Origin of the sequence: Bradyrhizobium sp. S69, from assembly GCF_009766005.1 — a bacterium.
Lineage (GTDB): Bacteria > Pseudomonadota > Alphaproteobacteria > Rhizobiales > Xanthobacteraceae > Bradyrhizobium.
Genome location: NZ_LMUK01000046.1, coordinates 252,160 through 278,324 on the forward strand (window position 1 = coordinate 252,160; position 26,165 = coordinate 278,324).

22 protein-coding genes and 1 other RNA gene are annotated in these 26,165 nt (G+C 63.0%); 13 read left to right on the plus strand and 10 right to left on the minus strand.

Features of this window, described 5'->3' with window-relative positions; translation table 11 throughout:
- Window positions 1-78 precede the first annotated feature (78 nt).
- Window positions 79-1,296 carry a FecR domain-containing protein gene (locus GSQ88_RS25960; protein ID WP_246785009.1) on the minus strand — a complete coding sequence of 406 codons (1,218 nt, stop codon included), beginning with the start codon at window positions 1,294-1,296 and terminating at the stop codon, window positions 79-81.
- A gap of 318 nt (window positions 1,297-1,614) precedes the next feature.
- Window positions 1,615-2,361 carry a DUF2147 domain-containing protein gene (locus GSQ88_RS25965; protein WP_159010616.1) on the minus strand — a complete coding sequence of 249 codons (747 nt, stop codon included), beginning with the start codon at window positions 2,359-2,361 and terminating at the stop codon, window positions 1,615-1,617.
- A gap of 177 nt (window positions 2,362-2,538) precedes the next feature.
- On the opposite strand from GSQ88_RS25965, the gene GSQ88_RS25970 reads away from it, so the two are divergent.
- The gene (locus GSQ88_RS25970) at window positions 2,539-3,429 is read left to right on the plus strand and encodes a DUF2147 domain-containing protein (RefSeq protein ID WP_159010617.1); all 891 of its coding nucleotides are present in this window, start codon (window positions 2,539-2,541) and stop codon (window positions 3,427-3,429) included.
- Window positions 3,430-3,522: 93 nt separating this feature from the next.
- Here the strand turns inward: GSQ88_RS25970 and GSQ88_RS35345 are convergent, their stop codons facing one another.
- Window positions 3,523-3,672, minus strand: coding sequence for a hypothetical protein (locus GSQ88_RS35345; protein ID WP_210253895.1), 150 nt, complete (start codon window positions 3,670-3,672; stop codon window positions 3,523-3,525).
- A 125-nt stretch (window positions 3,673-3,797) separates the two neighbouring features.
- Between GSQ88_RS35345 and GSQ88_RS25975 the strand changes: the two genes are divergently transcribed.
- Window positions 3,798-5,036 carry an extensin-like domain-containing protein gene (locus GSQ88_RS25975; protein WP_159010618.1) on the plus strand — a complete coding sequence of 413 codons (1,239 nt, stop codon included), beginning with the start codon at window positions 3,798-3,800 and terminating at the stop codon, window positions 5,034-5,036.
- 48 nt (window positions 5,037-5,084) lie between these two features.
- Here the strand turns inward: GSQ88_RS25975 and GSQ88_RS25980 are convergent, their stop codons facing one another.
- Window positions 5,085-5,741 carry a TetR/AcrR family transcriptional regulator gene (locus tag GSQ88_RS25980; RefSeq protein WP_159010619.1) on the minus strand — a complete coding sequence of 219 codons (657 nt, stop codon included), beginning with the start codon at window positions 5,739-5,741 and terminating at the stop codon, window positions 5,085-5,087.
- Between the two features lie 144 nt (window positions 5,742-5,885).
- Here GSQ88_RS25980 and GSQ88_RS25985 point away from each other — a divergent pair, with 144 nt between their 5' ends.
- Window positions 5,886-7,196: an HlyD family secretion protein gene (locus GSQ88_RS25985; RefSeq protein ID WP_159010620.1), complete on the plus strand. Its 1,311-nt coding sequence runs from the start codon at window positions 5,886-5,888 to the stop codon at window positions 7,194-7,196.
- 148 nt (window positions 7,197-7,344) lie between these two features.
- Window positions 7,345-8,931 (plus strand): DHA2 family efflux MFS transporter permease subunit, encoded by a 1,587-nt coding sequence (locus GSQ88_RS25990; RefSeq protein ID WP_159010621.1) that lies wholly within the window; start codon window positions 7,345-7,347, stop codon window positions 8,929-8,931.
- 266 nt (window positions 8,932-9,197) lie between these two features.
- Here GSQ88_RS25990 and GSQ88_RS25995 read toward each other — a convergent pair whose 3' ends face one another.
- On the minus strand, window positions 9,198-10,451 hold the full coding sequence (locus tag GSQ88_RS25995) for an ABC transporter substrate-binding protein (protein WP_159010622.1): 1,254 nt from the start codon (window positions 10,449-10,451) through the stop codon (window positions 9,198-9,200).
- Window positions 10,452-11,009: 558 nt separating this feature from the next.
- Here GSQ88_RS25995 and GSQ88_RS26000 point away from each other — a divergent pair.
- The 3 genes from GSQ88_RS26000 to GSQ88_RS26010 all read left to right on the plus strand — a co-directional run bounded on the left by GSQ88_RS26000 (window position 11,010) and on the right by GSQ88_RS26010 (window position 13,579).
- Window positions 11,010-12,827 carry an ABC transporter ATP-binding protein gene (locus GSQ88_RS26000; protein ID WP_159010623.1) on the plus strand — a complete coding sequence of 606 codons (1,818 nt, stop codon included), beginning with the start codon at window positions 11,010-11,012 and terminating at the stop codon, window positions 12,825-12,827.
- Between the two features lie 6 nt (window positions 12,828-12,833).
- Entirely contained in the window at window positions 12,834-13,073 is a 240-nt protein-coding gene (locus GSQ88_RS26005) for a hypothetical protein (protein WP_159010624.1), read from the plus strand.
- Window positions 13,074-13,177: 104 nt separating this feature from the next.
- On the plus strand, window positions 13,178-13,579 hold the full coding sequence (locus GSQ88_RS26010; RefSeq protein ID WP_210253896.1) for a hypothetical protein: 402 nt from the start codon (window positions 13,178-13,180) through the stop codon (window positions 13,577-13,579).
- A gap of 9 nt (window positions 13,580-13,588) precedes the next feature.
- Here the strand turns inward: GSQ88_RS26010 and GSQ88_RS26015 are convergent, their stop codons facing one another.
- The 3 genes from GSQ88_RS26015 to GSQ88_RS26025 all read right to left on the minus strand — a co-directional run bounded on the left by GSQ88_RS26015 (window position 13,589) and on the right by GSQ88_RS26025 (window position 16,026).
- On the minus strand, window positions 13,589-14,041 hold the full coding sequence (locus GSQ88_RS26015) for a Rap1a/Tai family immunity protein (protein WP_159010625.1): 453 nt from the start codon (window positions 14,039-14,041) through the stop codon (window positions 13,589-13,591).
- A gap of 192 nt (window positions 14,042-14,233) precedes the next feature.
- A complete protein-coding gene (locus tag GSQ88_RS26020) occupies window positions 14,234-15,160 on the minus strand; it encodes a DMT family transporter (RefSeq protein WP_159010626.1) in 927 nt (308 codons plus the stop codon).
- A gap of 125 nt (window positions 15,161-15,285) precedes the next feature.
- The gene (locus GSQ88_RS26025) at window positions 15,286-16,026 is read right to left on the minus strand and encodes a sulfite exporter TauE/SafE family protein (protein WP_159010627.1); all 741 of its coding nucleotides are present in this window, start codon (window positions 16,024-16,026) and stop codon (window positions 15,286-15,288) included.
- 223 nt (window positions 16,027-16,249) lie between these two features.
- Here GSQ88_RS26025 and GSQ88_RS26030 point away from each other — a divergent pair, with 223 nt between their 5' ends.
- Complete coding sequence (locus GSQ88_RS26030; RefSeq protein ID WP_159010628.1) at window positions 16,250-16,972, plus strand: alpha/beta fold hydrolase; 723 nt, start codon at window positions 16,250-16,252, stop codon at window positions 16,970-16,972.
- Between the two features lie 155 nt (window positions 16,973-17,127).
- Complete coding sequence (locus GSQ88_RS26035; protein ID WP_159010629.1) at window positions 17,128-19,104, plus strand: autotransporter outer membrane beta-barrel domain-containing protein; 1,977 nt, start codon at window positions 17,128-17,130, stop codon at window positions 19,102-19,104.
- Window positions 19,105-19,170: 66 nt separating this feature from the next.
- Here the strand turns inward: GSQ88_RS26035 and GSQ88_RS26040 are convergent, their stop codons facing one another.
- Entirely contained in the window at window positions 19,171-20,079 is a 909-nt protein-coding gene (locus GSQ88_RS26040) for a LysR substrate-binding domain-containing protein (protein WP_159010630.1), read from the minus strand.
- A gap of 79 nt (window positions 20,080-20,158) precedes the next feature.
- On the opposite strand from GSQ88_RS26040, the gene psrA reads away from it, so the two are divergent.
- The 4 genes from psrA (at window position 20,159) to GSQ88_RS26060 (ending at window position 25,499) form a co-directional block, all read left to right on the plus strand.
- A complete protein-coding gene (psrA, locus tag GSQ88_RS26045) occupies window positions 20,159-21,289 on the plus strand; it encodes an iron-containing alcohol dehydrogenase PsrA (protein ID WP_159010631.1) in 1,131 nt (376 codons plus the stop codon).
- Between the two features lie 62 nt (window positions 21,290-21,351).
- Complete coding sequence (gene phnA / locus GSQ88_RS26050) at window positions 21,352-22,596, plus strand: phosphonoacetate hydrolase (protein WP_159010632.1); 1,245 nt, start codon at window positions 21,352-21,354, stop codon at window positions 22,594-22,596.
- A gap of 28 nt (window positions 22,597-22,624) precedes the next feature.
- The gene (gene phnY, locus GSQ88_RS26055) at window positions 22,625-24,073 is read left to right on the plus strand and encodes a phosphonoacetaldehyde dehydrogenase (RefSeq protein WP_159010633.1); all 1,449 of its coding nucleotides are present in this window, start codon (window positions 22,625-22,627) and stop codon (window positions 24,071-24,073) included.
- 103 nt (window positions 24,074-24,176) lie between these two features.
- Window positions 24,177-25,499 carry an MFS transporter gene (locus GSQ88_RS26060; protein WP_159010634.1) on the plus strand — a complete coding sequence of 441 codons (1,323 nt, stop codon included), beginning with the start codon at window positions 24,177-24,179 and terminating at the stop codon, window positions 25,497-25,499.
- A gap of 68 nt (window positions 25,500-25,567) precedes the next feature.
- On the opposite strand, the gene rnpB is transcribed toward GSQ88_RS26060, so the two are convergent.
- An RNA gene (gene rnpB / locus GSQ88_RS26065) (RNase P RNA component class A) lies at window positions 25,568-26,024 on the minus strand.
- Between the last annotated feature and the right edge of the window lie 141 nt (window positions 26,025-26,165).

Genomic DNA, 26,165 nt, shown 5'->3' on the forward strand with positions numbered 1-26,165 from the left:
AGTGCCACGCAAAAACTGGATTGCTTCGTCGCTACGCTCCTCGCAATGACGGCGAAACTCAGTTCAAGCTCCCCGGCCTCAGCGCTTCTTCTGCGGTTTCGGCGGCGGTGGCCGTCGCACGGCCGGGCGGTTCGGCGCTGCGGGCCGCTGCAATGCGGGCTGCGGCGCACCTGCTTGTCGCACGGCGGGAGCATTCGGCGGCTGCACGCCCGGTGCGGGCCGTGCGCCCGGCTGTAGCTGTCCCTGACGGTTTTGTCCGTTCGGGGCCTGCGGCGAACCGGGGCGCTGTTGCAGGTTGTTTTGCCGCTGCAATCCTGGTCGAGCCGCCGGATTATTGCGCTGGTTCGGCGCCTGATTGTTGCGCAAATTGTTGCGGGCCGGATTGTTCCTGTTCGGATTGGCCTGCCGCAACGCGCGCTGCTGGGTCACGATCTGGCGGCCGACGCTTTGCGCGGCATGAACCTGGCGCACGATGCCCTGGTCGCGCTGCGCCTGCTGCGGCGAAATCAACAGCGGTGCCGCGCTAAAGCGCCCGCCGGCGCCCGGCCGAATGGTAAAGCCTGACGAGCCCTGGGTCAGGGCGCCCAGCCGGGCGCCGCTGCGGTCGTTGACTTCGATCCGCCCGACCCGGCCGTCGGCGTCGGGATAAAGCTTGATCGCGACATTGTTCGGATTGTTGGCGGCCGCGCCCTCCGGCACTTCGACGAGGCCGGTGGTGCCGCGAATACCGAGCGAGGCGGTCGGCGTCGATATCTTCATATCGCCGGTATGGGCGACCGAGGCCGCGACAAAGGCCACGGTGCCCTTGGCGATATCGAACAAAGCCGCGTTCTGCTTGCCGCCGTCCTCATACAGATAATTATCGACGGTGATGGTGGCGTTGGCGGTGAGGTTGAACGTGGTGGCATCGTTGAAGGTGACGCCAAGCGTGGAATTCGCCGAGGTTTGCAGCACGTCGTTCTGGAAAATGTCGTCCTTCAGCTTGAGCGGCGTCGCGGCGTTGTTGCGGGTGACGGTCGCGCTGCCGGTCAAGGTCGCGACGTTTCCGATCGGCTCGGCGTCAGCCGGTTGTGCCGTCGCGGCCGTTGGCGCGGGGGCCGGTGACGGCGGCTGGGTCGGCGGCAGCGGCGTCGGCGTCTGAACTTGCGCTTGCGCCAGCCGCATCAACCCGTGCGCCGCTTCGGGCATGTCCGGCATCTGCCCGGCTTGCGTCAGGGAAGGCATGGCGTGCGCGTTTGCCGTGCCGGCCAGCAACAGCAACGCGAGCCAGCCTGCGACCGAGAGCCGATGCCTCATTACGATGTCACCTTGAATTTCCGGACGGCATAAAAGCGCAGTCCCGCGATTGAGGACCTCATTGGCTGAATGACAGATGAATGCAGGCGGCGGCGTTATGCAAGCACAAGTCGCGCAAAAGCCATACTTGTTGGATTGGCGTCAAACGGTGCGGCGACGAGATCTCTGCCGGCCCACGTAATAAGCCACCGCAACGACCGGCACAAACAGGCAAAACCACCACCTGCCGACGAAGACCCAGCGTTTCTCGATTTCGTCGGCAGGCTGGCGCGTGCAGGATCCAGGGGCTGATCCTCTGCGCGGGTATCCCGCTCCGGCTTAGCTCACGCGCTTCCATGTCTGGCCGCCGCAGAACATGCCGCCGAAGGCGCAGCCCTGGACCTTCAGGGCGTTGGGGCCCTTCATCGCGATGGTGGAGTCGTAATCGCTGCCGCTGTCCGGATCGTGAATCTGGCCGGTCCATTTCGAGCCCTGTGGCTTCATGCTGATCAGGATCTTCTCGCCGGTCTTCACGGCATAACCGCAGAGGTTCTGACCGCATTCCTCGATGCGAACGTTGCCCTTGTTTTCTTCAGTGGCCCAGATACCGAGCGGCGTGGTCGGGGCCGGCGCGGGGGCCGCGGCAACCGGAGCTGGCGACGGGGCGACGGCTGCGACCGCGATGGGAGCAGCGACCGGCGCGGCAATCGTGTTGGCGACGGCGGCCGGCGCAACTGGAGCGGTGGACGCGATGGCGACCGGCGCGGCCGGCGCGCTGCTCGCCACCGGTGCGACGGGCTGCGGCGCGGGCGCCTTCACCGCCGTTGCGGGCGCGGTGTTCTGCACGGGCGCGGATGTATTCGAATTGTCGGCGACATTATCGTCGTCATCGGCGTGCTTGGACTTGAAGCCGAAATCGGCGCCGGAAAGGCCGGGCGCCGATATCTTGAGGCACGACAGCGAGTCGCAATTCCGCGGCAACTCGACGTGAACATGCTTGCCATTGACGTCGAAGGAAATCGAATTGCCGGCATGGGCGGCGGTGCTCGCCATCAGCAGCGCCGCGAGAACGATGAGCTTCTTCATGTGAGCCTCCAGGCGGTTGGGGCGGCCTGTGAATTGGCAGCCCGTGAATTGGCCTCGACCCTACGGCCGCGCGATGCCGCGTTCCGTGATCCACGTCACAGGGGGAGGGGGTGACTCACATCACATCGCCGATGCCGGATTCGGGCCTAGTTTTCGGAAAATGCCCGGAGACTTCTGATGAGACTGTTTTTCTCTTTCGCCGCCTTGATGATGATCGGTTCGCCGGTTTACGCAGGCGATTCGATTTCCTTCGTGATCGGCGGACATCGCGTTCACATCGAAGCGCCCCGGCATTGCAATTCGGCGTCGTGCGTCTCGGTTTCGATTCCGGGAATCTATGAAAAGCGCGGCCGCGATCGATCTGACGATGACGATCGTAACCTGCCGCCTGCGCCGGTGCAGGCCTCCGTGATTCCGCCGGCCGGCAAGGCAACGCAACCCGTCGTCTGCGCGCCGCCGCCAGCGCCGGTGCGGCCGATCGCTTCCGCGGCACCGATGTCCGCATCGCCGCCGGCATCGCCAAATCCGCCACCGCGGCTTGCGCAACAGGCCGCGATGACGCCGCCACCGCCGCCGGCATTGCCGCCGCCCCCGCCGTCACCGTCACCCTCGCCATCGGAATCCATCGTACACCCGGCCGATGTCGCGCGGCCCGTAGCGGACAGCACCCTGCGAATCTCCAAGGTCTCGCATGAAGTCGACGAGCAGCCCGACGACACGCCGATCGGCGACTGGGAGACTCAGGGACGAAAGGGAATGGTTCGCATCGAGCCATGCGGTCAGGCGTTGTGCGGCTATGTGCTCGATCCGTCGTTGAAGACCAAGGGCGAGACGGTGCTGGTCGACATGAAGTCGAAATCGACATCCGAATGGTCCGGCAGCGTCTATAGCCGTGACAGCGGCAACATTTATTACGGGACGATCGCGATGAAGGGGCCGAATTCGCTGTGGGTCGAAGCGTGCGCGCTGGGCCGCTTCTTCTGTTCCGGCAACATCTGGAGCCGGGCCGACATCAAGCCGCAGCGGCTGATTTCCGATCGGGGGATTTCGTCAGAGCCGCGATCCTAAGGTCGGCGATCGTAAGATAAGCGCGGCCAAAAAAAGCCCGGCGGCTGGAATGACCAGGCCGCCGAGCGTTGTAAACTCGGGATGTGCGAAGCGTCAGATCACGCCCAGCACGATGGCGCCGACAAACGCGAATGCGAGATAGGCGGCAGCTACGCTCAGCTTGCTGGCGAAAGTCACGGCAAACCTCCCTTGGTTCACGTCGCTGGCGGCATCAACGCGTAAACTATCAAGCTGTTCCCGCACAAAAAAAGTCAGCCTTGCTGCTCTATCGCCGCCATGCACCGCACGCGACGATTGGCAACGTGGTTAAAAACTCATGAAATCAACGCGTTGAAGAGTCGTTAAATAAATTGGTTGATGTTGCGCGGATGACGCGCGGAGTTTGTTTGTATCTCGTCGGCTCCTTCGTCCTCGTCTCCCTCGCGGGTTGCGGTCGCGGACTTTATCAGTCCGAGGAGCGCGAACCGTGGCGGGCCGAGGCCGAGATCGCGTGCCTGAAGTCCGGCGCCGTCAAGGAGAGCGCCGATGTGGTCCGGATCGACCCGATTTCGGGCCCCGGCATGTGCGGCGCGGAATTCCCGCTCAAGGTCGCAGCGCTTGGCGAGAACAGCAGCAGCTTCGGTTTTGCTGATGACGATCTGCGGCCGCCCGGCAGCATCGGCAATCAGCCGCGCTGGCCGGTCTCGCAGCCGCCTCCGCCGCAGAGCGCGCCCTATCCGGGCAATACGCCCTATCCTGGCAACACGATGAGCCAGCCCGGCTACCGGACCCCGTCTAACGGCCCGGTTTCATTGACTGCGCCCGGCGTGGCGCGGCAGGACGGTGAAATCGAATTGCCGGAAGAGGGCACGCCAGCACAATCAGGAGGTCAGCCATACGGCCGGCCCTATCCGGACGCGCAGGCCACGCCGCCGCGCGACAATTATCCGGCGCCGTATTCGCAGCGTCCGTATGCGTCACCGCAAACCGAAAGCCAGCCGCGGCTCGGCCCCGGTCCGGTGCAGGGCAGCCCCGTCACGTCGTTCGGACCGGTCGTAGTGAAGCCGACCGCGACCTTGGCCTGTCCGATCGTCTCGGTGCTCGATCATTGGCTGGCCGAAGCCGTGCAGCCGGCCGCAATGCGCTGGTTCGGCGCGCGCGTCGTCGAGATCAAGCAGATCTCCGCCTATTCCTGCCGTGGCATGAACGGCAATTCGAACGCCCATATCTCCGAACACGCGTTCGGCAACGCACTGGATATCGCGGCGTTCACGCTGGCCGACGGCCGGCGCATTTCGGTGGAGACCGGCTGGAAAGGGATGCCGGAAGAGCAGGGCTTTCTGCATGACGTGCAGGCGTCCGCCTGCCGTGAGTTCACCACCGTGCTGGCGCCAGGCTCCAACGTCTATCACTACAACCACATTCACGTCGATCTGATGCGTCGCGCCCGCCGGCCGATCATCTGCCAGCCGGCCGCGATGTCCGGCGAGGAAGTCGCGGCGCGCGCCTCGGGCCGCAATCCCTATGCGTCGTATGGATCTACGGCGCGCGAGCCGTCCGTCACCGGATCGATCGGCAAGGCATCGTCGCCGCGGCACAAGGCGACCGACGAGGACGACGATGATTGAGAAGGGCGAATAGCGAGTAGCGAATAGCCAATAGGGAATGGCGCCTTTCTATTCGCTATTCGCTATTCGCTTCTGTCCCCGATACGCCGCGAGAAACATTCGCGTCGCGCTTTCGACCACTTCCGTCATGCGCTCGACCGAGGGCGGCGGCGCGGCCTGGAAAATCAGCGGCAGAAATAACGACGCCTGACACATCATCATGAATTGCGACGCCGCAAGCTGGGTGTCGTCGATCGCAAGTTCCCTGGTCTTGACATGGACCTGGAGATAGCTGGCGAAGCTGTCGATGTTCTTCTCCAGCACATCCTCGTAAAAGCGCCGGCCGACTTCCGGCATCCGCTCGGCAATCGCCATCACGGTGCGGATGGCCGATCCGCCGCCGGGCCGGCACAGCAACTGGATATAGGCCAGGCCGAATTCCCGCAGCGTCGCCGGGACGTCGCGTTTGATGTCGAAATTGAAGGCGAGTTTGCTCTGCTCCGTGGTTTCTTCTTCGACGATCGCCTCGAACAAGCGGCTCTTGTCGGCAAAATACACATAGAGCGTGCCCTTGGAGACGCCGGCGGCGCGGGCAATTTCGCCCATGCTGGCGCCGTCGAAGCCGAGGTCCATGAACACCTTGCTGGCGCCGTCGAGAATTTGCCGGCGCTTTGAGCTATCCTCGTCGCCGGCCAGGCGTAATGTCCCGGGAGGGGCTGCAACCATTGGTTTAGCTTCTCCGAAAAAAATCCGGTCGCGACAAGGCGGCGGTAGCTAAGGATGTTCTAGGGTCGATCTTAACAAGATATACCTTGACCGAACCGTTCGGTCAATGCTAATTCAATGGCAGTTTTCATGGGGAGGCCGGGCATGGCCGGAGCGCGAGACCAGGCCGCACGCTTCATTCGTGTCGAGCCGGATACGACGGGAGATGACGCGGTGCGCGACAGTTCCGTTGTGGTCGCCGATCAGCCTCGCACCCCTCTTGCCGAAGACGTCGTCGTGCGCCGCCCGGCGGAGACGCCGGACACACCTGCCACCGCGCAACCGGCTGTAGCAGGCGCCCCGCCCGCCGATGCCGCCGCGACCAAACCTCGCAAGCGCAAGCTGGTCTTGCCGGGGATCCTCGCGGTGCTGGCGCTGGCGGGCGCAGCCTATGGCGTGCATTATTTCCTGGTGGGACGTTTCTTCGTCGGCACCGACGACGCCTATGTCCGCGCCAACAGCACCACGCTCGGCGCCCGGGTATCGGGTCACATCGCGGCCATCCTGCCCGGCGACAACAAGGTGGTGCATAGCGGCGATGTCATCTTCAAGATCGATGATGGCGACTATCGCATCGCGGTGGACGCGGCGCGCACCAAGATCGCGACGCAGGCCGCCACCATCGATCGCATCGGCCGCCAGATCACCGCGCTGGAAGGTGCGGCCGAGCAGGCCAAGGCGCAGTTGGCGTCGGCGGTGGCGGGCCTCAAGCGCGCCGGCCTCGATTTCGATCGCCAGCAGGATCTGAACAACAAGGGATATGCCTCGCGGGCGACCTTCGAGGTGTCGGAAGCCAGCCGCGATCAGGGCGCGGCGGCGGTGAAATCGGCGCAGGCCGCCGTTGACACGGCGCTCAGCAACGTCGAGGTCACCAAGGCACAGCAGGCCGAGGCCCGTGCCCAGCTGGCCGAACTGCAGACAACGCTGGCCAAGGCCGAGCGCGACCTCGACTTCACCTCGGTGCGCGCGCCGGTGGAGGGTGCGTTCTCCAATCGCATGGTCAACGTCGGCGACTTCATCGTGGTCGGGCAGCGGCTCGGCAATGTGGTGCCGCTCGATGACGTCTATATCGACGCCAACTACAAGGAGACGCAGCTCAAGCGTATCCGTCCCGGCCAGCCGGTGGAGATCTCGGTGGATGCCTATGGGCATCGTAAATTCGAAGGCGTGGTCGACAGCATTTCACCCGCGGCGGGCTCGGTGTTCACGCTGCTGCCGCCGGACAATGCCACCGGTAACTTCACCAAGATCGTGCAGCGGCTTCCGGTCCGCGTTCGCGTGCCGAAGGATGTGGCGCGGCAGAACCTGCTGCGCGCCGGCATGTCGGTCTATACCACGGTCGATACCCGCGAGGGCGCCAAGGATGCCGACAGCGATACCGATCTGGATTCGCCGACCGCGACCCATCCGCAATGATTTTTCGATAGCATGATCCGGAAAAGTGGATACCGGTTTTCCGAAAAGATCATGCTTAAAATAAATAGATAGAGCGGGATGACGATTCGAAGATAAGTCATCCCGCGCGGGCGTGCTCGGTTGCGCGCCGTGCTGACGGGAATGGATCATGGCTGACGCCACCACCGCTTCGCCGACGATGATGAACGAAGCGGCCGTGTCGTCCGAGCGCATCGCGCCGCGGCGGCTGATCGCGTTCCTGATCATGGTGTTCGGGATGTTCATGTCGATCCTGGACATCCAGATCGTCTCGGCATCGCTGACCGAGATCCAGGCCGGCCTGTCGGCGAGTTCGACCGAAGTGTCGTGGGTCCAAACCGCCTATCTGATCGCGGAAGTGATCGCGATCCCGTTGTCGGGCTTCCTGTCGCGCGCGCTCGGCACCAGGCTGTTGTTCACGATTTCGGCGGCCGGCTTCACCATTTCGAGCTTCATATGCGGATTTGCCTCTTCGATCGAGCAGATGATCCTGTGGCGCGCGCTGCAAGGATTTTTGGGCGCCGGCATGATCCCGACCGTGTTCGCTTCGGCCTACACGGTGTTTCCGCGCAGCAAGATCTACATCGTCGGCCCGATCATCGGCCTGGTCGCGACGCTGGCGCCGACCATCGGCCCGACGGTGGGCGGCTACATCACCGACGCGATGTCATGGCACTGGCTGTTCTTCATCAACGTCGTGCCGGGCATCGGCATCATCATCGGGGTGTGGATGCTGGTCGATTTCGACCAGCCGAATTTCGAGCTGCTCGATCGTTTCGACTGGTTCGGCCTGATCGCGATGGCGGGATTTCTCGGATCGCTGGAATATGTGCTGGAAGAGGGCCCGCAATATGAATGGCTGCAGGACACCTCGGTCGCGGTCTGCGCCGCCATTTGCCTGGTCTCCGCGATCGGCTTTTTCTATCGCGTGCTGACCGCGGACGAGCCAATCGTCGATATCTCGGCCTTCGCCAACCGCAATTTCGGCGTCGGCTGTCTGCTCTCGTTTTGCGTCGGCATCGGTCTCTACGGCCTGACCTACGTCTATCCGCGTTATCTCGCGGAAGTGCGCGGCTACAGCGCGCTGATGATCGGCGAGACCATGTTCGTCTCCGGCGCCACCATGTTCCTGATGGCGCCGATCGTGGGCCGGCTGATGCTCAAGGTCGACATGCGCTACATCATCGCCTTCGGCCTCATCACCTTCGGGCTCGGCTCCTACCAGATGACGTGGATCACGCGCGACTATGATTTCTACGAACTGCTGGTGCCGCAGATCCTGCGCGGCATCGGCATGATGTGCGCGATGGTGCCGACCAACAACATCGCGCTCGGCACCCTGACGCCGGACCGCGTCAAGAACGCTTCCGGGTTGTTCAACCTGACGCGCAACCTCGGTGGCGCGGTCGGGCTTGCCGTCATCAATGAAATCCTCAACGATCGCACCGACCTGCATATCTCGCGGTTGCAGGACCGCGTGCACTGGGGCAATGCCACCGCGACCGAGATGCTGGACATGCTGACCCAGCGCATGCAGGGCCTCGGCGATGCATCGCTGATGGCGATGAAGGAGTTGTCGATGATCGTTCACCGCCAGGCGGTGGTGATGGGCTATAGCGACGCCTTCCTGATCCTGACGATATTCTATTTCGGCCTCAGCCTGTTGGTCATGCTGTTGAAGAAGCCCGCGCTGCTGTCGTCCGGCGGCGGGCATTAGCGCGGGGATGGTTGATTGAATCGACCGCGACTTCCCTTCACCTCTCCCGTTGGGAGAGGTCGGCGCCAACGGGTCGCGCGAATGCGCGCCCGATGACCGGCTCCGCGACGGGTGAGGGGTTAGGGCCTCTCGTTTGGTATAAGAGCCCTGACCCGATTTGCACCGGACGATGCTTCGCATCGCCGGGAGCAAATCGACCTCTCCCCGTCGGGGAGAGGTGAAGGGCAGCGCGCCGTCGTTTTTAGATTTCGAAGGGCGCCGACCCATCAATTGGTCGGTCGGGCGAAGCTTGGATATTTCAGCTTGCCGTCGGCGATCTTGGCCGGCCACACCGTGACCTGCTTGCCGTCCTGCCACTGGAAGATCATGCCGCTGATATTGTCCGGGCCGAATTTGAGGCCGTGGGTGAATTGGTCGCCTCGGCCGTAGAACTCGACACGGCCGATGGTGCCGACGTAATCGGTCTTCTCCAGTTCGGTCACCATCTTGTCCGCATCGGTCGAGCCGGCGCGCTTGATGGCGTCGGCAATGATGTAGACCTCGTCATAGGCGGTGTAGCCGGTGTAGGCGGGGTCCGTTCCGAACCTGGCCTTGAACGCGGCGGCGAAAGGTTTGGTCTTCGGCGTCACCGCGGTGCCGGCCGTTGCGAAGGCCAGCGACGGAATGCCTTCCGCCGCGCCGTTGGTATCCGACCAGAAGGTCGGGCTGAGCGCCTGCGCGCTGATGCCGAAGATCGGGATCGGGACCTGCTGGTTCTTCCATTGCACGGTCGGCTGCACGCCGACGTGGGAGATGCCGGTGATGATCACATCCGGCTTCTTGGCTTCGAGGTTATTGAAGATCGGCGTGAAGTCGGTGGTGTCGGGCGAGAAGCGGATGTGATCGAGCACTTTCAGTCCCACCTTCGGCAGGCACTCTTCATAGCCGGCGTCGAGCGGCTTGGTCCATGCCGCGTCCTCGCTGACGATGACGGCGGTTTTCATCTTCATGCCGTCGACCAGAAGATCCTTGGCCGCGTCGCACACCGCCTGGGCCTGCTCGCTCGAGGTCAGGTAGCCATGGAAGGTATATTTGTTCTTGTCATAGTCGTCGTGAATCGGGCGCGTGATTTCGTTGCTCGCGGCTCCCGGCGTGATCAACGGGGTGTGCAGCCGCGCCGCCCATGGCTCGAGCGCCAGCACGACCTCGCTGATGTAGCTGGCAATCACCGCGGCGACCTTGTCGTCGGATACCGCGCGCTGGAACGCCCGAACCGAGTCGGCCGACGAGCTCTTGTTGTCGTAGGAGACGATCTCGATCTTGCGCCCGAGCACGCCGCCCTTGGCGTTGATCTCGTCCGCGGCGATCTGGGCGCCGCCCGGTGTCGCCGCACCGGCGATCGACTGCACTTCGGCGATGACGCCGATCTTGATCGGCTCGCTCGATTGCGCGAATGCCGGCGACGCCGCGCCGCCCGCCAACGCGACCAGCGCCGTCGTTGCCTTTAGAAAATATCCAAATTCAAATCTGGCGTGAGCCATGAACATCTCTCCCTTTTCGATCCGCCTTGTTGACGGCTTGGCGCGAAGTCCAACACAGGCCTTGCCGCAAATCAAACGAATCCGCGCTCGACTTTGGGAGCAAGGGATCTTGGGGCGTAAGGCATCTCGGCGCCTGAGGCGCAAAAGTGCGTTGCAAAAATGATCCATGAAGCGCGCGCAGCGCTGCTCGCGCGCCGCGCATATTGCAAACCGACCGTGATGGTTTTATAAGCAGCGCATCGTCACTCGAACTCTGTCACTCGAGCTCTGCACTCGAACCTGGGAGGATTTGCATGATTTCGATCTATTCGCAGTCCGCGCCCTCGCGTTCGGTGCTTATGCTGGACGCCGGCTTCGCCCGCTAAGGGCCATTTCGCCAGCATCGATCGGGCCTGACGTCCCGATGACCAAAGCTTCCAAGATATTCCAGACTTTCAAATCTCCCAAGCTTCCCAAGTAGTTAGCTTGGTTTTCAACGGCGTTTGCGCTCGCTTTTTGTCGGGTTGCGGCGTCAACCAACGGAGCCGGTTTGCGCGCAAAGCGCCGCCGGATAACGCCATGACCGTTCAACGTGAGACGACGCAACAGAACCAGCGGCCCGCCGCCATTCGCGTGGTGCTGCCCTTTGTGTTCCGGCACTGGCTCAAGCAGCCGGCGCTCGCCGCGGCCACCGCCGGCGGCTTTATTGGCGCGACCATAGCCGACCTGTTCATGCCGGTTTTCTCCGGCCGCCTGGTCGATGCGATGACGTTGGGCGCGGCCGACCCCGCCGCGCGCCGTGCCGCGCTGGCGGCGTTCGCCGCGATCGTCCTGCTCGGCCTGGTGTCGATGATCGTGCGCCTGCTCGGATTCCGGACGATCGTGCCGTTCACGCTGCGGATGATGTCCGACGTGGCGCGCGAGGCGTTCGTGCGCGTGCAGCGGTTCTCCACCGACTGGCATGGCAACAGCTTTGCCGGCTCGACGGTGCGCAAGATCACCCGCGGCATGTGGGCGCTCGACCTGATGAACGACACCATCTTCATGGCGTTGCTGCCGTCGCTATTGGTGCTGCTGGGATCGATCATCCTGCTCGGATTGCGTTGGCCGTCGCTCGGCCTGGTGGTCGCGGTCGGTGCTGCGATCTACCTGCCGATGATCGTGTGGTTTTCGACGCGTTACGTCGCGCCGGCCGCGCGGATATCCAATGCCTGGGACACCAAGGTCGGCGGCACGCTGGCGGATGCCTTGACCTGCAACGCGGTCGTCAAATCGTTCGGCGCCGAAGCGCGCGAGGACGCGCGGCTGGTGCGTGTCATCAGCCGGTGGCGGGTGCGGGTGCGGCGAACCTGGCTGCGCTACAACAACACCGCTCTGGCGCAGTTGTCGTTGCTGCTGTGCCTGCGCGGCGCCGTGATCGGCGGTGCGGTGCTGCTGTGGATCGCCGGTCGCGCGTCGCCCGGCGACGTCACCTATGTGCTGACCAGCTACTACATCATCCACGCTTATTTGCGGGATGTCGGCATGCACGTCAACAATCTGCAGCGCTCGGTCAACGACATGGAGGAACTGGTCGCGATCCACGACGAAGCCATCGGCATCGCGGACACCGCCGATGCCGGGCCGATCGACATCCAGGGCGGACGCATCGTGTTCGACGACGTGACGTTTCATTATGGCGGCCATCGGGCGCCGCTGTATGACGGCCTGTCGGTGGATATCCGCGCCGGTGAACGCGTCGGCCTGGTCGGGCGCTCCGGCTCCGGCAAGACCACCTTCGTCAAGCTGGTGCAGCGGCTGTACGATGTCAGCGGCGGCAGGATCCTGATCGACGGTCAGGATATCGCGCAGGCGACGCAGCAATCGCTGCGCAGCCAGATCGCGATCGTGCAGCAGGACCCGATCCTGTTTCACCGCTCGCTGGCCGAGAACATCGCCTATGGCCGGCCCGGCGCCAGCATGGCGGCAATCGAGCAGGCGGCGCGGCTCGCCAATGCGCATGAGTTCATCCTGCGGCTGCCGAAAGGCTACGGTACGCTGGTGGGTGAGCGCGGCGTCAAGCTGTCCGGTGGCGAGCGGCAGCGGGTGGCGCTGGCGCGGGCGTTTCTCGCCGATGCGCCGGTCTTGATCCTGGACGAGGCGACCTCGAGCCTCGATTCGGAATCGGAGGCCCTGATTCAGCAGGCTATGGAGCGGCTGATGAAGGGACGCACCTCGATCGTGGTCGCGCATCGGCTGTCGACGGTACGCAGCCTCGACCGCATCCTGGTGTTCGATCGCGGCGAGATCGTCGAGCAGGGCACCCATGCCACGCTCGCCAACCGCACAGGCGGACTCTATCGCGGGCTGTTCGAGCGGCAGGTGCTCGAATTCGCCGCGGTCACCGCGGCGGAGTAAGCAGGCTTGACGGAGAGCAAGGATAATCTGATCGAGCCAGACAAGCCGAAGCGACATCGTCTCAACGCCGATCAAAAACGCGCGCTGAAAGTGGCAACCGTGAGCGTTTTTGTGCAGCAATACGGTCGGAAGGCTCAGCGCGGCGTTGAGCCAAACGATCGGCGATATAACCGGGACATTGAAAAGGCCCTGAAGCAGCTAAGTCCGGAAGAACTGGACTCGCTCATGCGCGATGATGAGGCCTGACGACGCTCTGCAAGCGTTTACGACTTCGATCTCGGGTCACAGCGCGTTGTTGCTAATCCTTTCGGAGCCGGAATATATTTCCGGCTCCGAAACGGGGGTGCGCGATGCGCTGGTTTCAGAAGACGCGGCAGCCGGATGCCTGGGAGGTCGCGGACGTCCAGCCCCTTGGCGATATCGAAGCCGCCCACAGGATCCGCGAGATTTGCGCCAGCGCTGAAACCATCGCTGAAAAGATGACGGCGGCCGGCGGGCGCGATGCCGGGAAAAACAAGGCGGCCGAGACCGAGCGTTACCAGGCCGCGATCAAGCGCGCTCTCGAAATCGCGATGAAAATCTCCGACGATCCGATGCGTGACGTCTCGGTCGGCCAGATCATCGGGCTTTGTGTGACGGTGGATCACATGAAAACCGCGCGGATATTGGTTCGCGCGATCAAATCCGAAAGCACCCGGGCCGAGTTGATCGCCGGCAATCCGGCACTGCGCGAACAGGCGATGGCCAGATAGGCCTTGGGCTTATTGTTGTTGCGGCTGCGGTTGTTGTGGCGGCGCTTTTGGTTTTTTCGGCACGCGTTTTTTTGCTTTGGGCGCGCCTCCGCCTGCCGCCTCGGCGTCGTCGCACGGCCAGGCATCTCGGAGTGCTTCGAGCGCAACGGTAATCCCGGCGTCCTCGAGCCGACCCGGATTATTGTCGAGGTACCGCAACAGCACCTTGGCGCTTTCCAGCACGCTGCCTTGCTGCGGCGGGCATCCACGCACCTCGGCCGGCATATTGGGCGCAAAGACCATCGCGGTTTCGATCATCCCCTCGCAGGCGCCGGCAGACCGCGCGTCATCGTCACTGTGAAACGTGCCGTCGACAAGCGCTCGGCAGGCTTTCTGCGCATCCTTTCCCGCGTCGATGACCGTGCCGCTGGCAGTTCCGATGACCGCAAGCACCAGGCCGACGGCAACAATATGAGCCCGCATCGTGTTTCCCCGAATAACAGTTCGATAATATCCGATTTCCGGGGTCTCGCTGGCAAGACTTTGGCGCGCAACCGGACTTGTTTTTTATCGCCGGGTGACGGCGCCGCTCGATCGAGCCGCTTTTAGCGGCTTCCGCTGGCTTCCCGAGCAGGTTCCCGGCCCGATTTGGCCGTAGATATCCGCTCAGCGCTCCTAATCGGGCGCGATCGGTGCATCGCGCCGCCGGGTGCGGCTCGAGATCGCGACGGTGGCGACCACGGCCGAGGCGAACAGCACGATCTGCGGGGTGATGGTCTCGCCATTGAACAAGGCGGCCAGCGCGAATGTGATGAAAGGTTGCAGCAATTGCACCTGCGACACCCGCGCGATGCCGCCGATCGCCATGCCGGCGTTCCAGGCGAAGAATCCGATCCATTGCGAGAACAGCGCGACATAGAGCAGCGCCAGCCACGGCTTCAGCGGGATCTCGGCAAGATCCGCCGGCAGGGTGAACACCGCCGCGGGCAGCGAGATCGGCAGCGCCATCACCAGCACCCAGCTGATCACTTCCCATCCCGGCATGTCGGCGGTGAGCCGCCCGGACAGCGCATAGCCGATCGCCGATACCGCGACCGCTCCGAGCAGCAGCAGATCGCCGGCCGAGAGCGTGCCGCCACCCTGCCGCAGCGCAAAGCCAATCACCAGCGCGGCGCCGACGATCGATGCGATCCAGAACAGCGGCTTCGGCCGTTCGTGGGTGATGAGGACTGCGACGAACGCGGTCGCGATCGGAAGGATTCCGAGCACCACGCCGCCATGCGAGGCATCGACGGTCTGCACCGCCAGCGCCATCAGCAAGGGGAACATCACGCTGATGCACAGCATTGCGACCGCCAGCGGAAACCACAGCCGGCGTGGCGGCGGCGGCCGGCGCAGCACGATCAACAGCGCCAGCGAACACAGCCCGGCAATCGCGGTGCGCGCCGCGGTCAGCGCGATCGGGTCGATCGCCGATACCGCGATCCGCGTCGCCGGCAGCGTGCCGCCGAAGATCGCCATGCCGATAAAACCCAGCAAAAGACCGAGCCGTTCACGCGACCATGCGGCGGAAGATGGATGCGATAATGAAGGGGAAGACATGACGGGAGAACTAACCCCTTCACGCGCGCAGGTACAGCTTGGGCGCGGCCTCGCATGGCGGCTATGCAGCCCTTGTCGTTTTCGAGTTCGCGCTTGTGCGTGATGCAGGCATCAGCGTGCTGGTGCTAATGTCCGATGCTGCTCCATACCAGCGTGACGCCGGAGAAAAACAACAGGACGAGCACCACATCGCGGAAATTCCGGTCGTTCAGCGCGTGATAGACCCGCGTTCCCAGCCATGTGCCCAGCAGCGTTCCCGGGAAAGCCACCACGGCGAGCCAGATCACTTCCTGTTTGACCAGGCCGGCGCCGACCTGCACGCACAACGCGGTCAGCAGGATGGTCCAGTTGAAGACCTGGAAGATGCCGCGCCGTTCCTCCTTGCTCCAGCCACGTACGGTGGCCCACAGGATCGGAATAGGCCCCGACAGGCCGGCGAAGGCGCCAAGCACACCGCCGGCAAACCCGATCGCGGCGTCCGCCGGTCTGCCGCCGATGCGCAGCGCCATCGACGCCGGCTGGAGATACAGCACGACCGAAAACACCAGCAGCAGCGCGCCGAAAGTTAATTTGAACATATGCGGATCGGCGTGTGCGATCAGCAGCGTCCCGACGGGAACGCCGAGCAGGCCGCCGACGATGAACGGCCAGATCAGCCTGAAATCGAAACTGCGCCACATCGAGGGCAGCGTCGCGGTTTGCGCCACCACCGAGCAGATCAGCACCAGCGGTACCGCGAGCGAGGGCGGCAACACGTAGAGCCAGATCCCCAGCGCCATCAGCGCGGTGCCAAAACCGGCCAGACCTGAGACAAAACCGCCGGCGAGCGCGCCAAAGAACAGAAGGGCGTAGGTGAGGGTGTCCAATTTTTTTCCTCTCGTCATTCCGGGGCGTCCGAAGGACGAGCCCGGAATCCATAACCCCCGTATTGGAGTTTGGTATCAAACTCGCCACGGGGAGTATGGATTCCGGGCTCGCGCAAGAGCGCGCCCCGGAATGACGACTGTGTTGCAGGCGAGGTTTACACGACGCGACGGCCCGATACTATCGTCGTCAACATCATCAACAACAACCTCATGGAAGCGCCCGATGCCGCAGCCCTCCGCGAAGATATTCCTGGTCTGCCACGGCGCCTGGTCGGCCGGCTGGGCCTGGAAAAAGATGCATCCCTTGATGGGCGCGGCCGGGCATCGCCTGCTGACGCCGACCTACACGGGTCTCGGCGAGCGGGCGCATCTGGCCAACCCGTCGATCGATCTCGAAACCCACATCGCCGATGTGCTGAACGTCATCCGATATGAGGATTTGCACGACATCGTGCTGCTCGGCCACAGCTATGGCGGGATGGTTGCGACCGGGGTCGCTGATCGCGCCGGCGATCGCATCGAGCAATTGATTTATCTCGACGCCTTCGTGCCGCGCAATGGCCAATCGCTGCTCGATCTCAATGAACCGGCGCGGCAGTCGATGCGGGATCGCGCAACATCCGGCGACGGCTGGCGCGTGCCGCCCAATCCGACCCCGCCGGATACGCCGCCGGACGATCTCGCATGGCTCACCGAGCGCCGCGTCGATATGCCGATCAAATGCTTTGAGCAACGGCTCAAGCTTGGGCGCGAACCGACGATGCCGCGCAGCTATATCTACGCCACCCGCATCACGCCCGCCGACACCTTCGGCCCGTTCGCGGCGCGTGCGAAAACCGAGCCGGGCTGGAGATATCACGAGATCGACGCCAGCCATTCGCCCAACGTCACCGCGCCGGAAGCGTTGATGGGGTTGTTGGAAAAGATCGTCGCGGGAGAGCGCTGAGTTGTCATGCGTGCCTGCTGCCGGCCGAATTCCGCGCAAGCTCCGCCTGCGTTTTTCCGGCAAATGGTGCTGGTTTCGCATGGTCCGCCGTCCTTGCCTGATATAGCCTGATGGTGGGGAGTAGCCGCCAGGCTTTGTCAGCGTGCGGGGGCGTGATGAATTTGAAGCAGGCCTGTTTGGCCGGTTCGGCGCTGTTGTGCGCGACGCAGTTGGCCGCGGCGCAGAACTTCAATCAGGTGATCGGCTTTGGCGACAGCACCGTCGACACCGGCTGGTACAATGGTGCGAGCAGCGGCCCGCATTCGACCGGCGTTGCCAGCGTCGATGCGTCGATCGCAGCTTCGCTGGCGGCCGGCGGAAACGCCCACCCGACCGGTCCGGGGCTCGGCAACGCGCAAATCCTGGCCGGCTTCTTCGGCCTTCCGGTAAATTCCGCAAGCACACCGGGCGGCACGAATTTCGCCATCGGCAACGCGGTCGATTATCTGGTGCCGCCCGGCTACGTCCCGCACACGTCGACCGGCAATCAATATCCCAACCCGCTGCTCCCGGGTACCGCGACCCAGATCGGCAATTACCTGGCGTCGGTGAACGGCCGCGCCGATCCCAACGCGATCTATCTTTTGACCAGCGGCGCCAACGACAGCGCCGCGGCGCTGTCGACATTCGGTCCGAATTCTTCCGCCGCGATCGCCTATTTGCTCGGCGAGGCGCAAGCCCTGAGCACTAGCGTGGCTGGCCTCCAGGCCGCCGGCGCGCGCACCATCATCATCAGCAATTATTATCCGGGCCCTTCCGACAATCCGGCCATTTCGGCCTATGAAAAGACCATCCAGTCCGCGACCTGGAGCGGCCTCGCCGCCGCCGGCGTCAGATTCATTCCGGCCGACACCGTCTCGGCCTTTGCCGCGGTGGAGCGCGACCCTGCCGCGTTCGGCATCACCCATGATCCGCACGCCACCGGCCCCGGCGCCTATGCCTGCCTGCCGGCCATCGGTTCCGGGCTAACGTCCGGCTACGGCGTTACCTGCGCGCCATCGACGACGCCGAGCACGACGCATGGCTATCTGCAATCGGCCGATGCGACGCAGACGTATTTGTTCATGGATGGCGCCCATCTCACCGAAGCCGGCCAGCAGATCGAGGCCGACTATTTTTACAACCTCTTGGTCGCGCCGAGCGAGATATCGTATCTCGCGGAGACCGCGATCCAGACCACCTTCCAGACCATCACCGGCATCCAGCAGCAGATCGATCTCGCGCAGCGCCTGCGCCAGTCCGGCTGGAACGTCTGGGTCAATGGCGGGCTTTCGTACCTCAAGCTGGACAACAGCTCCGCGGGATTTCCCGGCGATCCCGGATTTCCGCTCTCGGGCAGCCTCGGGGTCGACTACAAATGGCGCAACGGCTGGCTCGCCGGCGCTGCGTTGACGGCGGGCTATGTCAATCCGACTTTTTCGCTCGGCGGCGGCTACAAGCAGGACAGCGTCGCGCTCAGCCTCTACACGGCGTATCGCAACGCCAATTGGTGGGGCGATCTCACCGGCACCGCCGCCTGGCTCGGCTACGACACCAACCGCACGGTTCCGATCGGCATCACCACGCAGGTCAACACCGGATCGACCAATGGCGATGACCTCTCGCTCGCCTGGGAATTCGGTTACGATTTCCACGCTGGCGCCGCGACGCTCGGCCCGGTCGCCGGCTTGATCCTGCAGCAAGCCCGAATCGGCGGCTTTACCGAGAGTGGCAGCTTCACCAGTCTCGCGTTCGGCAGCCAGGTCCGCAATTCCGAGGTCGGTGTGCTCGGCTACCAGGCGAGGCTCGATTGGGAGCGCTGGCACCCGTTCATGCAGATGGCGTGGGATCACGAGTTCGATCCGCTCGATCGGATGGTGACGGCGTCGCTGACCACCATCGCCGCACCCAGCTATTCGCTGCCCGCGGTGGTGCTGGGGCGGGACTGGGCCACCGCGACCGTCGGCACGCAGCTGACGTTGACGTCGGCCTGGAGCGGACTGGCCTCCTGTACCGCGCAACTCGGCCAGGATCACGCCACCGTTTTCGGCGGCCTGATCGGATTGAACTACGCGCTCGGCGAGATAGCAGCGCCGCGCGTCTCCAGGAATTGACGGGTGCCGGCGCGGCCGGTCGTTTAAATGGCGAAAATCGTGTTGATCGTCATGGCGAGCGTCGGGTTACGCCCGTTGTCGCTTCACGGGCGCCTTGGCAAAACCGGCCTTCATTTCACTGACGGTATCGAGAAAGGCTTTGATGATCGGAGAGTGGGCGCGGTCCCTGTGATAGGCGACGCTGTATTGTGTTCTGATGGCGCGGCCCTGGATTTCCAGCGTGCGCAAATTCGGGTGCGGGACGAATTCGAAATCGGCTACCACGCTGATGCCGAGTCCGCGCTCCACGGCCTTCCAAACCCCCTCGCGGCTTTCGATTTCGAAGACCGGGTTGATCTTCAGTCCTGCGTCCTGCATCGCCGCCTCAAACGCACGGCGCGTCGTTGAACCGCGCTCGCGCAGGACGAACCGCTGATCCGCAAGCTCCTGCAGTTTTACCGATTTTCGATTGAACCAGGGGTGATCGCCGTTGACGAAGACGACCACGCGATGCGTCCGATAGGGGATCATGATCACGCGCGGGTCATCCGGAACCTCAGCGAGGATCGCGACCTCGGCTTCGAAGTCGATGATGTGGCGCAGCGTGCGTTCGGAATTTCCGAGTAGCGTCGAGATTTGTACGCCCGGATGGTCGCGGTTGAATGCGGCCAGGATCTCCGTCGCGTGAAACGGACCGACGGTTGCGAGGCGCAGTTGTCCGATTGTCGACTGGCCGTGCGCGGCCAAAAGCTCGTGGGCCTCATCGCAGAACGTCATGATGCCGCGTGTAATTTCGAATAGCGCCGCACCGGTCTCCGTCAGCGCGACCATTCTCGATTTGCGGATCAGAAGTTCGACCCCATAGCTTTCCTCGAGTTCCTTGACCTGAACGGTCAGCGTCGGCTGGCCGACGTTCAACACACGCGCCGCAGCCGTAAAGCCGCCGTGCGCGGCAACGGCGTGGAAGGCGCGAATGCGGCTGAATACTATTGACATAATCAATAGTTACTTTTGAAAATATGAATTTGTCAATAGTTGCCCGCGGCCGCACCATCGCTTGAAAGGGAGAAGCGCGATGGTGTGGAAATACGGAAATCCGGTTCAGATCGAATTCGGCGTCGACAGTTTCGCCAAACTGGCTGAACTGATCGGAAACCGGCGATATGCGCTGGTGACCTACGGCGAGCCGTTCTTTGACGCGCTTGCGAGCCGATTGAAAAACACCGCGGGCGCGCCTGCTCTTGTTATCAGCGATGTGGCGCCCAATCCCGACTATCGATTGCTGGCCGAACAAACCGGCCGCTTCGCCGAACTGGCGCGGCAGCCTGAAGTGATCGTCGCTCTCGGCGGCGGCTCCGTGATCGACTCCGCGAAAGTGTTCGCGGCGGCCGGCGGCGACTTCGGAAAGATCAAGACGTTCCTGGAAAGCCAGAAGGGCGCCGAACAACTCTCGGCAATCCCCATCATCGCCGTTCCCACGACGGCGGGTACCGGCAGTGAAGTTACCTGCTGGGGCACGGTCTGGGACGAGGCCAACGGCAAGAAATATTCGCTGGCCCGGCCAAATCTCTATCCGACGCACGCGGTCGTCGACCCGCGCCTGATGCTGGGCAAGCCGCTGTTGCTGACCATCAGCACCGGCCTGGATGCGCTGTCGCATGCGCTGGAGAGCCTGTGGAACGTCAATAATAATCCGGTGTCCGCCAATCACGCCGTTTTCGCCGCGCGCGGCGTCCTCGATGTCCTTCCGAAGCTGGTGAAGGATCTCGGCAATATCGAACTCCGCGAGCGGATGGCGATGGCCGCCTTGTTCGCGGGCCTCGCATTCTCGAACACCAAGACCGCGATCGCTCATTCCTTGTCCTACCCGATCACGCTGCGGCATGGCGTGCAGCACGGGATCGCATGTTCGTTTTCGTTGCCAATGGTGCTGCGCAGCGTCCACGGCGTCGGGGGCATCTGTGAAGACAGCCTGAAGCAAATCTTCGGCTCCGATCTGGCTCGTGGCGCCGACGATCTGGAGGATTTTCTCGGGCTGCTCGGAATATCCAGCAATCCGGCGGCCTACAAGATCGATCGCAGGGAATGGCGGCTTCTGATCGAGGATTCGCTGCAGGGCGAGCGCGGACGGAATTTTCTCGGTTCGGGAGACCGTTTGATCGAAGCGTCGCAGATCGTGCGCCTGCCCAGGGCCCGAATAGCTTGAACCAGCACAATGTGTCCGGTCGCGCGATGTTTCGCGCCATCGCGGCTTGAAGGAGAACGATCATGAAAACCAATGGCAAGCCCATCGTCGTCAACGGCCGCAATTACAATCCGCCGGTGCGGCCGACCGTCGTTATCTGCCTCGATGGATCCGAGCCCGGCTATATCGAGCAGGCCATCGAAGCCGGCGTCGCGCCGACCTTTGCGCGGTTTATGAAGGACGGCGCGCACGTTCACGCCAACAGCGTGATCCCGAGTTTTACCAATCCGAACAATCTGTCGATCATCACCGGCCGGCCGCCATCGGTGCACGGCATCGCTGGAAATTATTTCTACGACGCCGCCAATGGCGTCGAGGTGATGATGAACGATCCGAAATTCCTGCGCGCGCCGACAATTCTCTCGGGCGTTCATGACGCGGGATTCAAGGTCGCGGCGGTCACCGCCAAGGACAAGCTGCGTACCCTGCTGTCGCACGGGCTGGACTACGGCACCGGCCGCGCCTTTGCGTTTTCGGCGGAGAAAGCCGACCAGGCCACGATGAAGGACAACGGGATCGACAACCTGCTCGATTTCGTCGGTTTGCCGCTGCCGGAAGTCTACTCCGCCGACCTATCGGAGTTCGTGTTCGCCGCCGGCGTCAAGCTGGTCGAGCGCCATCGGCCGGACCTGATGTACCTGTCGACGACAGATTACATCCAGCACAAAGTTGGCCCGGGAACCAAGATCGCCAACAGCTTCTACGGAATGATCGATGGCTATCTGGCGCAGCTGGACGCGCTGGGTTGCAACATCGTCGCTACCGCCGATCATGGGATGAACGACAAGTTCGTTCCCGGCGGTCAGCCCGATGTGCTGTTTTTGCAGGATCTGTTCGACGAGTGGATCGGCAAAGGACAGGCGCGGGTGATTTTGCCGATCACCGATCCCTACGTGGCGCACCATGGGTCGCTGGGTTCGTTTGCGACGATCTATACGCCGGCCGGACACGACATCGAGACGTTGATCGCCAGACTGAAGAGCACTCCCGGCATCGAGCTGGCGATGACCCGCAAAGCCGCCTGCGAGCGGTTTGAGCTGCCCACAGACCGCGTCGGCGACATCGTCGTTATTTCGTCGCGGCACAAGGTGCTGGGAACCAGCCGCGACCGTCACGATCTGTCGGGGCTGACGGAGCCGCTGAGGTCGCATGGCGGAATTACCGAAGAACGCGTTCCGCTGATCGCGAACGGCAAGATCGTCATTCCGCCCGGTCACGTGTTGCGGAACTTCGACGTCTTCGACGTGGCCCTCAACCGTATTCAGTGATCCGGCGCCAGTCCGACAGGAGCGTTTCATGAACATTCAGGCTCAAGCCGTCCGTCACGAACAGATGCGTATCGCCGGCGTGCGCGTCGACACCGAAGAGCGTGTGAACGTCGTCAATCCCTACACCAACAAGGTGATAGGCACGGTACCGGCTGCGCGCCCCGAGCATGTGCGGGACGCTTTCGCAAAGGCCAAGGCCTTCAAATCCAAACTGACACGCTATGAGCGTCAGCAGATCCTGCTCAGGACGGCCGACATTCTGGCGAGCCGCAAGGAGCAATTCGCGCGGCTGATTACCGCGGAATCCGGCCTGTGCTGGAAGGATTCGCTCTACGAAGCCGGTCGCGCTTACGACGTGTATTCGTTTGCCGGCCAGTTGACCATCAAGGACGACAGCGAGGTGTTCTCGTGCGACATCAGCCCGCAGGGCAAGTCGCGCAAGATATTCACTATGCGCACGCCATTGCTGGGGACCATCTCGGCGATCACGCCGTTCAATCATCCGCTGAACATGGTGAGCCACAAGATTGCGCCCGCGATCGCCACCAACAACCGGATCGTGTTGAAGCCGACCGAACTGACGCCAATGACCGCTTTGGCGCTGGCCGACGTACTGTATGAAGCCGGATTGCCGCCGGAAATGCTTTCGATCGTCACCGGCAATCCCCATTCGATGGGGGATGCCATGATCACCGATCCGGATGCCGATCTGATCACCTTCACCGGTTCGGTCCGCGTCGGCAAGCACATCGCCGCGCATGCCGGCTACAAGCGCCTGGTGCTCGAGCTTGGCGGCAACGATCCGTTGATCGTGATGGAAGATGCCGACCTCGAGAAAGCCTCGGAGCTCGCCGTGCTGGGCGCCACCAAGAATTCCGGCCAGCGCTGCACCGCCGTCAAACGCATCCTGTGCGTGGAAGCCGTCGCCGACGCGTTCGCCGAACTGGTGCTCAAGAAAGCCAGGAAATTGAAGTGCGGCGACCCGATGGATCCGTCGGTGGATGTCGGGACGGTGATTCATGAAGGCGCGGCAAAGGAGTTCGAGCGCCGGGTCAACCAGGCCGTGAAAGACGGCGCCCATCTGCTCCACGGCAACGATCGCAACGGGGCGCTTTATCCGCCCACGGTCGTCGACCATGTCCCCTACACATCCGAGCTGGTGATGCAGGAAACGTTCGGCCCGGTGATACCGATCATCCGGGTGCCCAACGACATCGAAAGCGTCATCAGGATTTCAAACTCGACCGCGTTCGGTCTCTCGTCGGGCGTCTGCACCAACCGTCTCGATTACATCACGCGTTTTGTCAACGAACTCGATGTCGGCACCGTGAACGTTTGGGAAGTCCCCGGATACCGTATCGAGATGTCGCCGTTCGGCGGGATCAAGGATTCCGGGCTTGGATACAAGGAGGGCGTGCAGGAAGCGATGAAGAGTTTCACGAACGTGAAAACCTACTCGCTACCCTGGACCCCCTAGGCAACCCCGGCGAGGGCAGTCGCACCCATCAATCGCATCCGTCGAGATCGGCTTCACAGAAAGGCCGGCCGGCATCCGACGTCAAACAGGGAGGATCAGCAGAATGACCGTGATGGAAAGTCCAGCAAGTATCGGCGCGAGCATAGGCTCCGCCGGCACGACAAATCCGGAATTGGCGACGAGCTTTCGGCGCGCGCAGTGGCGCATGCTGTTCGCCGCGATGTTTTGTTATCTGTTCTTTTACACCGGGCGGCAAACCTTCGGCTTTGCGATCCCCGGAATCCAGGCCGAATTTGGCGTGAGCAAGGAGGCGCTGGGTTGGGCCAGCGCCGCGCTTTTGTGGTGTTACGCCATCGGTCAGGCCATCAACGGCAATCTTGGTGACAAATTCGGCGGTCGTCGCGTGATGAGCGCCGGCGCTATTCTGTCATTCATCATGAACTGGGCGACAAGCCTCTCGACCGGCATTGTCAGCCTGTCGGTGTTCTGGGGCATCAACGGATATTTTCAGGCGATGGGTTGGGCGCCGGGCAGCCGCCTGTTGTCCAACTGGTGGGGACGTCATGAGCGCGGCACGGTGTACGGTATGTACACGTTCGCAGCAGGGCTCGCCTCGGTGCTCTCGTTCGCGACGTCGCTGATCGTTGTCGGTTACTTCCATCTCGATTGGCGCTGGATCTTCAGGCTTCCCGTGCTGCTTCTGTTGATCGGTGGCATCGCGTTTTATCTGATCGCGCGCGAGAAGCCCGAAGATATGGGTTTCGCATCGCCGCATGACGATGCGGTCGACGACGCGACGGCGCCGACAGTCGCGGATTCGGAAGGTTCACTCGCCAGGTACAAGGCGGTTCTGTCGAACTGGCGGCTGTTGGTCGCGGGTCTTGCGATCGGATTTCAGAATGCCGCGAGGTATGGACTTCTGGTGTGGGTGCCCGTGCACTTTCTTGGTGCGAACTGGACCAAGGCCGATGCCGCCGCGATCGACCCCCGCTGGATCAGCATTGCGCTGCCGGTCGGCATGGCGTTCGGGGCTTTTTCCAACGGATGGGTTTCGGACAAGCTCTTCAATTCACGCCGCTCGTCCGCGATCGTGCTCTACATGGTGCTGGCTGCGATCACAGCACTTTATATGTACACCATTCCCACCACGGCCGTGTATCAGGGATTGGCGGTTCTGTTTCTGTGCGGGTTCTTCGTTTATGGCCCGCAGTCATCGTTCTGGGCGTTGTGCCCCGATCTGGTGGGACACAAGCGCGCCGGCACCGCCACCGGCATCATGAACTTCTTCGCGTATCTGTTCGCCGGCTTGGGTGAACCGACCATCGGCCATTTCATGGACACCGGCGGCAACACGTCAGTGGTATTTCTCATCGTCTCGCTGTGTGCGATTGCCAGCGCGACGGTCGCGAGCTTCATTCGCAGATAGGTTCCTGCGGAAGCCCTGCCCACAACTGGCGAGGGGTCCGGCGCGTTACGCCGAACCCCTCATTCAGAAGCATCAGCCGGCCTGTAAGCCGGGTTTTGTAGGGCACCGGCCCGCTTGCGCGAGACGATACGTGACGGCCATTCCTCTGGGACCATGTTCGCACATGGCCTCGAGCAACCTACCCGGACGGCGAGCCTGACATAGCCCTGCGGTGTTTTCGCTTGCGCGAACAGCCCGCGTTGCCGTCCCTATTCGGTTTTGCTCCCGGTGTGGTTTGCCATGCCGTTTCCGTTGCCGGACCCGCGGTGCGCTCTTACCGCACCTTTTCACCCTTACTGCCCCCTCCCTTTATCCCTCTCCCGCAAGCGGGGGAGGGTAGGGTGGGGGGAAGCGGTTCGTTCTCTGTGGCACTGTCCCTGGGGTCGCCCCCGCCGGGTGTTATCCGGCACCGTATGTCGATGGAGCCCGGACTTTCCTCCCCCGCAGCCTTTCGGCCCTAGCGGGAGCGGCCGTCCGGCCGACTGACGGCCAAGGCATGAGGGTTGAGGGCGGCCACGTCAAGCCGATAACAACCCGCCGCCGGGGCTAAAAATAAATTATCCTGAAGATGTCGTTTTGCGGTTGGCCGGTTCGACTGGGTGTCGGCGAGACACGCCGATCAAAAGG